The sequence below is a fragment of the Mesorhizobium sp. LSHC420B00 genome, assembly GCF_000503055.1.
Taxonomy (GTDB): domain Bacteria; phylum Pseudomonadota; class Alphaproteobacteria; order Rhizobiales; family Rhizobiaceae; genus Mesorhizobium.
In genome coordinates, this window is sequence record NZ_AYVY01000015.1 from 67,004 (window position 1) to 79,903 (window position 12,900).

The window sequence follows — 12,900 nt, forward strand, 5'->3', positions numbered from 1 at the left end:
TATCGGCGGGACAGCGCCCGGTGCTGACCCGCCGGCCGTCGGCTCTGCACCGTTGTATCGTTTTGCCGCAACGCTGCGGAATCCCAGGGTCGGCGCTCCGTTTCGTGAAGCGATGAAAGCTGCTTAATTTAGGTGCAGCGCAACATCTCTGCTTGGAGAATGGTCAGCATTCGTGTCAGGGTTCAGCGAACTCCTTTTGAAACGCCGACTTCAGGGGCACCATGGCAATTCTGGCAGCCGTCTATCACCTGACCCACTACAAATACGACCGGCCGGTCGTATTGGGCCCGCAAGTCATAAGGTTGCAGCCTGCGCCGCATTCCCGCACCAAGGTGCTCAGCCATTCGCTGAGGGTCGGGCCGGCAAATCACTTCGTCAATCTGCAGCAGGACCCTTACGGCAATTTCCTTGCCCGCTTTGTCTTTCCCGAACCGGTGACGGAACTGAAGATCGAGGTCGACCTCGTTGCCGACATGACGGTCTACAATCCATTCGATTTCTTCGTCGAGCCGTCGGCCGAGACGTTTCCGTTCGAATACCCGGAAGAGATCAGGGACGATCTGACCATCTACCGAACGCCGGAACCGGCAGGGCCGCTGTTGGAAGCATTCCTGAAAACCATCGCGCGCCACCCGACCAACACCGTCAATTTTGTCGTCGACCTCAATGCGCGCCTGCAGCGCGAGATCGCCTATATCGTGCGCATGGAAACCGGCGTCTTCTCGCCCGAGGAAACGCTGGCCGCCGGCAAGGGGTCGTGCCGCGATTCGAGCTGGCTCCTGGTGCAGATATTGAGGAACCTCGGCATCGCCGCGCGCTTCGTTTCCGGCTATCTGATCCAGCTGAAGCCTGACCTCGTCGCGCTCGACGGACCGCCTGGCACGGCGACCGATTTCACTGACCTCCATGCCTGGTGCGAGGTGTATCTGCCGGGCGCCGGCTGGATCGGCTTCGACCCGACCTCCGGCCTGCTCACCGGCGAAAGCCATGTGCCGCTCGCGGCAACGCCGCATTTCCGCAATGCCGCGCCGATCTCCGGCATGGCGAGCTTCGCCAATGTCGAATTCGGCTTCGACATGCGGGTCGACCGCATCGCCGAACATCCGCGCATCACCAAGCCGTTCTCCGACGAGAGCTGGCAGGCGCTCGACGCGCTGGGCGTCGAGGTCGATGCAGCACTCCAGGCCGGCGACGTGCGGCTGACCATGGGCGGCGAGCCGACCTTCGTCTCAATCGACGATTTCGAGGCGGCCGAGTGGAACACCGCCGCCGTCGGGCCAACAAAACGCGAAAAGGCCGATGCGCTGATCCGCCGGCTGCGCGAACGCTTCGCGCCGGGCGGCTTCCTGCATTACGGACAGGGCAAATGGTACCCCGGCGAAAGCCTGCCGCGCTGGACGTTCTCGCTTTACTGGCGCACCGACGGCGAGCCGGTGTGGAGCGATCCGTCACTGATCGCACATGAAAAGAGCGAGGCGGATGCCGGACCGAAGCAGGCCGAGAGCCTGCTGACCGCGATTGCCGACGAACTCGGCATCGACAAGACGATGGTCAGCGAAGCCTATGAGGATCCGGCCGAATGGCTGCTCAAAGAAGGCAAGCTGCCGGACAATGTCGATCCCTCCAATTCGAAGCTGGAGGACCCGGAGGAGCGCAGCCGCATGGCGCGGGTGTTCGAACGCGGGCTGACCAAGCCGTCGGGCTACGTGCTGCCCGTCCAGCGCTGGAACAGCCAGGCTTCCGGACCGCGCTGGCGCTCGGAGAAGTGGAAGACGCGGCGCGGCAGGCTGTTCCTGGTGCCCGGCGATTCGCCGGTCGGCTACCGCCTGCCGCTCGGCACGCTGCCTTATGTGCCGCCGGCGCAGTTCCCCTATATCGTACCGGTCGATCCATCGCTGCCGCGCGGACCATTGCCGGCGCGTGAGGCGATCTTGCCCGGTGCTGCTTCTTCGCCCGCTCCGGCCGAACTGGAAGGCGCCGACGAAATGGCGCGACGCCAGCAGGCGGTCTCCTTCACGGCCGTTACCGGCCAGCAAGACCGCGTCGAACAGGAGATTACCGAGATCGGCGGCGCCGTGCGCACAGCGCTTTCGGTCGAGCCGCGCGACGGACGGCTTTGTGTGTTCATGCCGCCGGTCGAGGCGCTGGAGGATTATCTCGAACTGGTCGCGGCGGCTGAGAACGCGGCAAGGGCGATCGGACTGCCGGTGCATATCGAGGGCTACGGCCCGCCACACGATCCGCGCCTCAATGTCATCCGTGTCGCACCCGATCCCGGCGTCATCGAGGTCAATATCCACCCCGCCGCGAATTGGCAGGATTGCGTGGCGACGACCACGGCGATCTACGAAGAGGCGCGGCAGACGCGGCTTGGCGCCGACAAGTTCATGATCGACGGCCGCCACACCGGCACCGGCGGCGGCAACCACGTCGTCGTCGGCGGCGCCACGCCCAATGACAGTCCGTTCCTGCGCCGCCCCGACCTGTTGAAGAGCCTTGTTTTGCAATGGCAGCGGCATCCATCGCTGTCCTATCTGTTCTCCGGCCTGTTCATCGGCCCGACCAGCCAGGCGCCGCGCTTCGACGAGGCACGACACGATTCGCTCTACGAACTCGATATCGCGATGGCGCAGGTGCCACATCCGGACAAGGGCGCGGCACCCCTGCCGTGGCTGGTCGACCGGCTGTTCCGCAACCTCCTGACCGACGTGACGGGCAATACGCATCGCTCCGAAATCTGTATCGACAAGCTGTTTTCGCCGGACGGGCCGACCGGCCGGCTGGGGCTGGTCGAATTCCGCGGCTTCGAGATGCCGCCCAACGCGCGCATGAGCCTGGCGCAGCAATTGCTGGTGCGCGCCATCATCGCCCGGGCCTGGAAGAACCCGCTCGACGGCCGCTTCGTACGCTGGGGCACCTCGCTGCACGACCGTTTCATGCTGCCGCACTATGTCTGGGCGGATTTTCTCGATGTGCTGGACGACCTCAAGCTGAACGGCTTTGCGTTCCGTCCGGAATGGTTCGACGCCCAGCTCGAATTCCGCTTTCCGTTCTGCGGCGAGGTCCAGCATGCCGGCATCAAGCTGGAGCTCAGGCAAGCACTGGAGCCTTGGCATGTGATGGGCGAGCAAGGCGCGATCGGCGGCACGGTGCGCTTTGTCGATTCCTCCGTCGAACGGCTGCAGGTGAAGACCGAGGGGCTCAACCCGGAACGTCACGCCGTCGTCTGCAACGGCCGCCGGGTGCCGATGAAGGTGACCGACAACCGCGAGATCGCGGTGGCCGGCGTTCGCTTCAAGGCCTGGCAGCCGGCGTCGGGCCTGCATCCGGCGCTGCCGGTCAACACGCCGCTGGTCTTCGATATCTATGACCGCTGGTCGGGCCGCGCGGTTGGCGGTTGCGTCTACCATGTGGCACATCCCGGCGGGCGCAGCTACGACACGTTCCCGGTCAACGGCAATGAAGCGGAGGCGCGGCGGCTCGCCCGCTTCGAGCCGCGTGGCCATACTCCGTCCGGCTATGTGCTGCGCAACGAAGAAGCCTCTGAAGATTTCCCGATGACCCTTGACCTTCGGCGGCCGCAAAGACTCTGATCAGCCATGGCGAAGGGGAATCACAAAAAGCTGCGCAGCAAGCCGCAGACCCACAGTCTGCTGGAGCACTATCAACCGATCGACGGCGTCGTCGACGAGATGGTCGATGCGTCGGGCAATCCGCGGCCGGCCTGGCGGCACTTCATCGAGGCACTGGAGGACCTGGGGCCGGAAAAGCTTGCCCAGCGTTTTGCCCGCGCCGACCAGTACCTGCGCGATGCCGGCGTCTACTACCGCGTCTACGACAAGGCCGGCGCCAATGAGCGGGAATGGCCGCTGGCGCATGTGCCGCTGCTGATCGAGGAGGAGGAATGGGCTGACATCAGCGCCGGCCTGGTCCAGCGCGCCGATCTGTTCGAGGAGACCATCGCCGACATTTACGGGCCGAACCGGCTGGTCGAGAAAGGCATTCTGCCGGCTGGATTGATCGCGGCCAGCTCGGAATATTTGCGGCCGGTCGTCGGCACCAGGCCTGCCAGCGGCCATTTCCTGCATTTCTGCGCCTTCGAGCTCGGTCGTGGCCCGGACGGCCGCTGGTGGGTGCTTGGCGACCGCACCCAGGCGCCATCGGGCGCCGGCTTTGCGCTGGAAAACCGCGTCGCCACCACAAGGGCACTGTCCGACATTTACGGCGAGATGCATGTGCACCGCTTGGCCGGTTTCTTCCGCCGTTTTCGCGATGCGCTGATCGGCATGGCCAAGCAAGCCGGCGGCCGTGTCGCCATCCTGACGCCGGGACCGCTGAACGAGACCTATTATGAACATGCCTATATCGCCCGCTATCTCGGCATCATGCTGCTCGAGGGCGAGGACCTGACTGTCTCCGGCGGCAGGCTGATGGTGCGCACAGTTTCGGGGCTGATGCCGGTCAGCGTCTTGTGGCGACGGCTCGACGCTGCCTTTGCCGATCCGCTCGAGTTGCGGTCGGACTCGCAGATCGGCACGCCGGGGCTGGTCGAAGCGGTCCGGCAAGGGGCGGTTTCGGCCGTCAATGCACTGGGTTCCGGCCTGATGGAGACGCGCGCTCTGCTCGCCTTCCTGCCGAAGATTTCGCGCGCCCTGCGCAATGAGGAACTGCTGCTGCCGACCGTCGCGACATGGTGGTGCGGGCAGGATACGGAGCGCGAACATGTGCTCGCCAATATCGATAGCATGGTGATCGGCCCGGCACTGTCGACGCGGCTTGCCTTCGAGGACGACGGCTCGACCAAGCTCGGGTCAGCGCTGTCGGCCGAGGAACGGGCCGAGCTCGTCGCCCGGATCGAACAAGACGGCGGCGACTTTGTCGGCCAGGAAGCGGTGACGCTGTCGACCACTCCTGTCTATGTCAGCGGCTGGCTGGAGCCGCGGCCGGCAAGCCTGCGCGTCTATCTGGCGCGGACGCCGGAAGGCTGGACCGTGATGCCGGGCGGTTTTGCCCGTGTCGGCTTCTCGCTCGACCCGACGGCCATCGCCATGCAGCGCGGCGGCCAGGCGGCGGATGTTTGGGTGGTCAGCGACAGGCCGGTGGAGCGTGAGACGCTGCTGCCGCAGGAGCATGACAGCTTCACCCGAACCTTGCCGGGCAGCCTGCCCAGCCGCGCGGCGGAAAACCTGACATGGCTCGGCCGCTATATCGAGCGATCGGAAGACACGGTGCGCATCCTGCGCGCCTACCACGTGCGGCTGGCCGAGACATCCGATCCCGAGATGCCGCTGCTCGCCGACATCAGGGACTATCTCGCGCCGTTCGGTATCGACGTCGAGACGGCAATCCCGTTGGGGCTCATCGGCACGCTGGACAGCGCCGTGTACAGCGCCGGGCAGATCCGCGACCGCTTCTCGCCCGATGGCTGGCTGGCATTGAAGGACCTGTCGAAGACGATCCATCAATTTGCCGTGACAGTGGCGCCGGGCGACGACGCGACAAGGGCAATGACGGTCATCCTGCGCAAGCTGGCCGGGTTTTCCGGCCTGCTGCACGAGAACATGTACCGCTTTGCCGGCTGGCGTTTCCTGGAAATCGGCCGCAGGCTCGAACGCGGCATCCAGATCGCCCGCACGCTCGCCCGACTGACCAGGGCCGAGGCGCCGGAAGGCGCGCTCGACATGATGCTGGAGATCGGCGACAGCGTCATGACCCACCGCCGGCAATATCCGGTGCAGGCGGGACGGCGTACCGTGGTCGACCTTCTGGCGCTCGATCCGCTCAACCCGCGCTCAATCCTGTTCCAGCTCGAACGGCTGAAGGCCGAAATCGCGCTGCTGCCCTCTGTCGGCGGTGAAGGCCATATGTCGCCGGCGGCCAAGGAAATCCTGCAGCTCAACACGTCGATCGCCATCAGGGAGCCCTCGGACATGACGGCCAAGGCCCTCAGCGATCTCGCCAATGAAATCGGCGGCCTCTACAACAGCCTCTCCAAAGCCTATTTCGGATAGAGACGGCATGCTCTACGACATCAGACTTCACCTGCGTTACGACTATGATGCGGCGGCGGGCGGCGGCCGCCATCAGGTGCGTGTGCTGCCGCCGACCATCCCTGGCGTACAGCGCGTCATCGCCGCTTCACTGTCTTTTGTGCCGGCGCCCAGCGAACGCTCCGACTTTTCCGACTTTTTCGGCAACAGTGTCACCTCGATCGCCTTTCGTGACGCACATGATGCGCTCGACATCAGGATGAGCGCGCGTGTTTCAGTGTCGCGGCCGGAGCCCGGGCTCGACGTATCGCCCGACCTACGCCGGCTGAGGGAAGAACTCGGCGCGGTGCACTCGCTGGCGCCGGCTTCGCCGCATCACTTTCTGGCCGCCAGCGATCATGCCGGCATCGACCCGGCAATCACTGCCTATGCGAAAGGCAGTGCCAGCAGTTCGACGGTCGGCACGGCCATGGCTCTGTGCAACCGCATTCACCGCGATTTCACCTATGACGGCGAGGCGACCACGGTGCAGACGCGGGCCAGCGACGCCTTCGGCCTGAAGCGCGGCGTCTGCCAGGATTTTTCCCATATCATGATCGCCGGCCTGCGTGGCCTCGGCATTCCTGCAGGCTATGTCAGCGGATTCCTACGCACCATCCCGCCGCGTGGGAAGCCGCGGCTCGAAGGCGCCGACGCCATGCATGCCTGGGTCAAGGTGTGGTGCGGGCGCGATGCCGGCTGGCAGGAATTCGATCCGACCAACGGTATGCGCGCAAGCAACGATCATATCACGGTCGGCTATGGCCGCGACTACTCCGATGTGGCGCCGATCGTCGGCGTGCTGAAAACCACGGGCGGGCAGGTTGGCGAGCAGGCAGTCGACGTCATACCGGTCGTGCTCGAAAAGGCGTGACGGCACCTCCTCGTTGCACGGCGTCGTCGTTAATCTGTCCTGGCAATCAAAAGGCGGTGGAACCCGCAGCCAGCAGGCGGCTTATCTACGGAAATTCCGTGGAGAGGACATGCTGGACAAATCCGGGTCGTCGTCTGGCCGATCGGCTGTTAGGAAAGCTGCACCAAAGAACGGGGTGCCGCGGAACGGAGCGCTGGAGAACGGCGCGCACGCCTCGGCCGTTCGGGCCTCGCTCAACTATGTCGCCGACACCGAACCCGGTATTCGCCGGCTGCGTTCAGGCAACGGGTTCTCGTACAAAGGGCCCGACGGACGTGCCGTCGACCAGGACGCGCTGGCACGCATCAAGGCGCTCGCCATTCCACCGGCCTGGACGGATGTGTGGATCTCGGCGGATGCCGACGGTCACATTCAGGCAACCGGTCGGGACCAGCGCGGGCGCAAGCAATACCGCTATCATCAGCACTGGGCGGAGGAGCGTGACGGGGTCAAATACTCGAGCCTCATCGCCTTCGCCGAAAGCCTGCCCGAATTGCGACGGCAGATCGATGCCGATCTGCGCCGTCACGGCCTGCCGCTGGAACGCGTCGTTGCGGCCATCGTCTGGCTGCTCGACAACACGATGATCCGCGTCGGCAACGCCGCCTACGCCCGCGATAACAAGAGTTTTGGGCTGACCACGCTGCGCGACCGCCATGTCGACATCAAGGGCTCGAGCCTGCGTTTTGCCTTCATCGGCAAATCCGGCAAGGAATGGAGATTGAAGCTTGTCGATCGCCGGATCGCCAAGATCGTGCGTGGAGCGCAGGACCTGCCGGGCCAGAAACTGTTCCAGTATCTCGACGAGGAAGGAAACAGGCATCCGGTGCGCTCCGACGACGTCAACCGCTATATCAGGGAGAATGCCGGCGTCGAGTTCAGCTCCAAGCATTTCAGAACGTGGGGCGGAACCATCCACGCGGCGTCGCTGTTTGCGCAAACCGAACGCCCGGAAGGCCAGGCACAACAAAAGCGGGCGATGAACGGCGTCATCGACAAGGTTGCCGAGCGGCTCGGCAATACGCGCGCCGTCTGCCGCCGCTGCTACATCCATCCGGAAGTCTTCCGCGCCTGGTCCGAAGGAGGGCTGCTTGGCGAAATGGCGGACGCCAACAGAGGCAAGCGCTCGATCGCCGGGCTCGACGACGAGGAGGCCCTGGTCTTGAGATGGCTGAAGGCGAGGGAATGACGCAGGACCGGGGGCGTATTTTTTTGTCGACGCCATGTCGGGATCGGTCCTAGTGTTTCGTCCTTTGACAGAGAAAAGGACGACCCATGCTCTACGCGATCCTCTGCTATGCCTCTGAAGACGTCGTCTGCTCCTGGAGCAAGGAGCAGGACGATGCCGTCATGGAAAAACTTATCGGCGTACAAGAGAAATATGCCAACGCCGGGCGGCTTGGCCCCGTGGCGCGGCTTTTGCCGACGACGGCGGCGACAACGCTGCGAAAGGTCAAGGGCGAATCGATCGTCATCGACGGCCCGTTTGCCGAAACCAAGGAACAGTTCCTCGGCTTCTACACGCTCGAATGCGCCGACCTCGACGAGGCCGTCGACTTCGCGCGCGAGCTTTCCGAGGTCAACCCGAGCGGCGGCTCCTACGAGATCCGGCCGGTCTCGCTCTTCAATCCCGCCAAGGTTTCCGCATGACCGAACTTGCCTGGATCAGCACGGCAATCAGCACCGCTCGCCCGCAGGCGATGGGAGCATTGCTGCGCTACTTCCGCGACCTCGACGCGGCGGAGGAAGCATTCCAGGACGCCTGCCTGAGGGCCCTGAACAACTGGCCGAAAAATGGCCCGCCGCGCGATCCGGCAGCCTGGCTGATCTTCGTCGGCCGCAACAGCGGCATCGATGCGGTGCGCAAGCGCGCCAAGCAGGCGCCGCTGCCGGAGGAGGACCAGATCTCCGATCTCGACGATGCCGAGAGCGACATCGCCGAGCGGCTGGACGGTGCGCATTACCGCGACGATATTTTGCGGCTGCTGTTCATCTGCTGCCATCCCGACCTGCCGGCCACCCAGCAGATCGCGGTGGCGTTGCGCATCGTCTCCGGCCTGACGGTCAAGCAGATCGCCCGCGCCTTCCTCGTCGGTGAAAGCGCCATGGAGCAGCGTATCACTCGTGCCAAGGCGCGCATCGCCGACGCCGGGGTGCCGTTCGAGACGCCAGGAGCGGTCGAGCGCTCCGAACGGCTCGCCGCCGTCGCCGCCATGGTCTACCTGATCTTCAACGAAGGCTATTCCAGCAACAGCGGCGAGGCGTCGGCGCGTGCGCCGCTTTGCGAGGAGGCGATCCGGCTGGCCCGGCTGCTGCTCAGGCTATTCCAGACCGAGCCGGAGATCATGGGGCTAACGGCGCTGTTGCTGCTGCAGCATGCACGCGCGCCGGCCCGCTTCGACGAGAACGGCGAGATCGTGCTGCTCGAAGACCAGGACCGCAGCCTGTGGAGCCGCAAGATGATCGATGAAGGCCTGGCGCTGGTCGATAAGGCGTTGCGCCATCGCAAGCCCGGTCCCTACCAGGTGCAAGCGGCGATCGCCGCGCTGCATGCACGGGCGGAAAAGCCCGAGGATACGGACTGGAACGAGATCGACCTGCTCTACGGGCTGCTCGAGCAGATGCAGCCGTCGCCGGTGGTGACGCTCAACCGCGCCGTCGCCGTCTCCAAGGTGCGTGGACCGGAAGCCGCACTCGCCATGATCGAGCCGCTGGAGCAAAGGCTTTCCGGTTATTTCCACTTCTTCGGCCTCAAGGGCGGCCTGCTGATGCAGCTTGGCCGCGGCGAGGAGGCGCGTGTCGCTTTCGACCGCGCCATCGCGCTTGCCAACACGGCAGCCGAGGCGGCGCATATCCGCATGCATATCGACCGGCTGATGAAAGAAGGCGCCAAGCAAAGGGCGCATTGATCCGACGCCTCCGCCTGGTTCAACGGTCTGACCTTTGCTTAGACCATGCCGGGGTGGCGATTTTTCCCTGAAACGAGTAATGCCACGCCATGACAGTGCCTGATGTGCCGACCAGCACAGAGACGGCGTGGCACAAGGCTTTGACCGACGCCATATGAGCGGCGGGATCTGAAAGGGATGAAAATGACGATTGCGAAGGAAACGGCCGGGCTTCTGGCGAAACTGGGTGTTGCCGAGGGCGCGCTTACAGGCGGCGATCTCATCGTGCGTAGCCCGGTGACCGGCGAGCAGATCGCCGCGCTGAAAACCATCTCGCCGGCCGACGCGGCAACGACCATCGACAATGCCCATAAAGCTTTCCTGGCGTGGCGGCAGGTACCAGCTCCCAAGCGCGGCGAACTGGTGCGGCTGCTCGGCGAGGAATTGCGCACACACAAGGCCGAGCTTGGCCGGTTGGTCTCGATCGAAGTCGGCAAGATTCCATCCGAGGGTCTTGGCGAAGTGCAGGAGATGATCGACATCTGCGATTTCGCCGTCGGTCTCTCCCGGCAATTGTACGGCCTGACCATCGCCACCGAGCGCCCCGGCCACCGCATGATGGAGACCTGGCATCCGCTCGGCGTCGTCGGCGTCATTTCGGCCTTCAATTTCCCGGTGGCGGTCTGGTCGTGGAATGCAGCGCTGGCGCTGGTCTGCGGCGACGCGGTGGTGTGGAAGCCGTCCGAGAAGACACCGCTGACGGCGCTCGCCTGCGAAGCGATCTTCAAGCGCGCGGCAAACCGTTTCGGCGATGCGCCGGAAGGGCTGGCGCCCGTGCTGATCGGCGATCGCGCCGTCGGCGAGATCCTGGTCGACCATCCGAAGGTGCCGTTGGTCTCCGCCACCGGTTCGACGCGCATGGGCAGGGATGTCGGCCCACGGCTGGCCAAGCGCTTTGCCCGTGCCGTGCTTGAGCTCGGCGGCAACAACGCCGGCATCGTCTGCCCGACGGCCGATCTCGACATGGCGCTGCGCGCCATCGCCTTCGGCGCCATGGGCACGGCCGGCCAGCGCTGCACGACGCTCAGGCGCCTGTTCGTGCATGAAAGCGTCTATGATCACCTCGTTCCGCGCCTGAAGAAGGCCTATGAAAGCGTCTCGGTCGGCAATCCGCTGGAGACAAGCGCTCTCGTCGGCCCGCTGATCGACAAGGCTGCCTACGAGAACATGCAGAAGGCGTTGGAGGACGCGGCTTCGCATGGCGGTAAGATAACCGGCGGAATGCGGGTCGAGAACGGCCATGCGGAGGCCTACTATGTGCGTCCGGCGCTGGTCGAAATGCCGCGCCAAGTTTCGCCGGTGACGGAGGAGACCTTCGCGCCGATCCTCTATGTGATGAAATATTCGGATTTCGACGCCGTGCTCTATGAGCACAATGCGGTCGGCGCGGGGCTTTCCTCGTCCATCTTCACCCGCGACCTGCAGGAATCCGAGCGTTTCCTCGGCGTCGACGGTTCGGACTGCGGCATTGCCAACGTCAATATCGGCACTTCGGGGGCCGAGATCGGCGGCGCCTTCGGTGGCGAGAAGGAAACCGGCGGCGGCCGCGAGTCGGGCTCGGATGCCTGGAAGGCCTATATGCGCCGCGCTACCAATACGGTGAACTACTCCAAGGCGCTGCCGCTTGCGCAGGGCGTGTCGTTCGACATCGATTGAAATGCCAGACCGTCGTGGTGGCGGCGCCAAAGCCGCCACGACGGCGTTTGGCTCGCCGTTCAGCTGGCTTCGGAAGTTACAACACAATTGTCGAAGGCTGCATCGATGATGGCGAGCTTGACCGCCTGGGCAGTCATGTATTCCTGATAGAACTCGCTCGAAACCCACATGACCGAGTGACCCCGCTGGCCCAACCAGCCAATGCTGCCGAGTTCCTCGGCATCGCGCAATTTGCGTGACAGGTGGGTCCGGGAAAGCTTGAGCCAGTTCGCGAAATCTCCGATTGAGACGACACCGGTCGGAATTCGGTCCAGGTCGGCATGATCGGGATCGACGCCAGACATCAGCCAATCCATGACGATGCCGCCATTGTCGAGCCAGGTGAACAAGGAAAAGGTCTGTCTCGGCTCCCGCACGGCATGCGACGAAAGCAGGCCGTCGGCCACCAGCGGCTGCAGTTTGGCGAGCAGGTCCGGTTGTGCGACGAATGCAGCCAGTCGAAATCCATTGTCCAGGCTGTCCAGCGTTTTCAGATGCGCCATGACCCAGCCGGCAACCGTCTCCAGAGTGCCCGCGGTCGGCTCAAAGGGGCGGATGCGCCCGTATTTGATCGGCAGATGCCGAATGAAACCGTAATGCAGCATCTCCTTCAGGAAGGCGTCGGCGGTGTTGCGGCTGGCCACCGAATGCCGGCAGATGTCGTCCATGAACCGTGCAGACGTAAGTCCCTTGCGATGATCGTCCGGCTCTCGATTGAAATACAAGCCAAGGCCGATATGGGGCCATCAGCCAACGCTGTTGCGCGGCGAATACGGAGGCCAGCCGCGGGTTCGCTTCATAGGTTTGGAGAAGCGTCCGCGACTGAGCCTGGACGTGGCGACGCAGTGCCGGATGGCGGGCAATGTCTTCAGAAACCAGCGCCATCCCCGCCGAGCCCAACCAAGTTTGCAACTGGAAATACCGATCACAATTTCAGCCTTCGCGGGTCGTGTCCAGCGCCGGCGGATCAGGATAAGAGCTGAATCCTGCCGGCTAGTGGCTGAATTCCGCGACTTGATCGCCGAGGCCCCTGATCTCGCGGCAGAAGGCTAGCCTGCTTGAACCCACCAATGATGGCTTCGCCTGTCCAGCACGTGCTCCCGCCGATGGCGACACGGAACCAACACAAGTTTTGCTCGTTGAAGAACGCTGATTGGACTGAGACAGTGAGGAACTACAAAATGGAGAATGGCCTTTTCGCCACGCCGCCTGCAGCGTTCCGGAAAACAGAGTCGGTTTGGCTACGGGCGCTCAAGTGGCTGTTACGCCGGGTGCGCAGCGCCTCCGACAGCTCGGGAACCATGTTGAAACCAAT

Annotated in this window: 7 protein-coding genes and 1 pseudogene; 7 read left to right on the plus strand and 1 reads right to left on the minus strand. The window is 64.2% G+C overall.

The window, feature by feature from the left end; translation table 11 throughout:
• Window positions 1-221 precede the first annotated feature (221 nt).
• From X760_RS60005 to X760_RS60035, 7 genes are all read left to right on the plus strand, one after another.
• Window positions 222-3,593 carry a transglutaminase family protein gene (locus tag X760_RS60005; protein WP_023720245.1) on the plus strand — a complete coding sequence of 1,124 codons (3,372 nt, stop codon included), beginning with the start codon at window positions 222-224 and terminating at the stop codon, window positions 3,591-3,593.
• A gap of 6 nt (window positions 3,594-3,599) precedes the next feature.
• Window positions 3,600-6,011, plus strand: coding sequence for a circularly permuted type 2 ATP-grasp protein (locus X760_RS60010; RefSeq protein ID WP_023720246.1), 2,412 nt, complete (start codon window positions 3,600-3,602; stop codon window positions 6,009-6,011).
• A 7-nt stretch (window positions 6,012-6,018) separates the two neighbouring features.
• A complete protein-coding gene (locus X760_RS60015; protein ID WP_023720247.1) occupies window positions 6,019-6,903 on the plus strand; it encodes a transglutaminase family protein in 885 nt (294 codons plus the stop codon).
• 109 nt (window positions 6,904-7,012) lie between these two features.
• Window positions 7,013-8,131 carry a DNA topoisomerase IB gene (locus X760_RS60020; RefSeq protein ID WP_023720248.1) on the plus strand — a complete coding sequence of 373 codons (1,119 nt, stop codon included), beginning with the start codon at window positions 7,013-7,015 and terminating at the stop codon, window positions 8,129-8,131.
• Window positions 8,132-8,217: 86 nt separating this feature from the next.
• Entirely contained in the window at window positions 8,218-8,592 is a 375-nt protein-coding gene (locus X760_RS60025; protein ID WP_023720249.1) for a YciI family protein, read from the plus strand.
• Window positions 8,589-9,851, plus strand: coding sequence for an RNA polymerase sigma factor (locus X760_RS60030; RefSeq protein ID WP_023720250.1), 1,263 nt, complete (start codon window positions 8,589-8,591; stop codon window positions 9,849-9,851). The genes X760_RS60025 and X760_RS60030 overlap by 4 nt, the downstream gene beginning before the upstream one ends.
• Window positions 9,852-10,034: 183 nt before the next feature.
• Window positions 10,035-11,546: an aldehyde dehydrogenase family protein gene (locus tag X760_RS60035; protein WP_023720251.1), complete on the plus strand. Its 1,512-nt coding sequence runs from the start codon at window positions 10,035-10,037 to the stop codon at window positions 11,544-11,546.
• A 59-nt stretch (window positions 11,547-11,605) separates the two neighbouring features.
• On the opposite strand, the pseudogene X760_RS60040 reads toward X760_RS60035, so the two are convergent.
• Window positions 11,606-12,470, minus strand: a pseudogene (locus X760_RS60040) (hypothetical protein).
• Window positions 12,471-12,900: the final 430 nt, after the last annotated feature.

Coding starts and splice junctions, on each gene's coding strand:
- X760_RS60030 (WP_023720250.1), top strand. CDS start 8,589: ATGACCGAACTTGCCTGGATCAGCACGGCAATCAGCACCGCTCGCCCG.
- X760_RS60005 (WP_023720245.1), top strand. CDS start 222: ATGGCAATTCTGGCAGCCGTCTATCACCTGACCCACTACAAATACGAC.
- X760_RS60025 (WP_023720249.1), top strand. CDS start 8,218: ATGCTCTACGCGATCCTCTGCTATGCCTCTGAAGACGTCGTCTGCTCC.
- X760_RS60020 (WP_023720248.1), top strand. CDS start 7,013: ATGCTGGACAAATCCGGGTCGTCGTCTGGCCGATCGGCTGTTAGGAAA.
- X760_RS60010 (WP_023720246.1), top strand. CDS start 3,600: ATGGCGAAGGGGAATCACAAAAAGCTGCGCAGCAAGCCGCAGACCCAC.
- X760_RS60035 (WP_023720251.1), top strand. CDS start 10,035: ATGACGATTGCGAAGGAAACGGCCGGGCTTCTGGCGAAACTGGGTGTT.
- X760_RS60015 (WP_023720247.1), top strand. CDS start 6,019: ATGCTCTACGACATCAGACTTCACCTGCGTTACGACTATGATGCGGCG.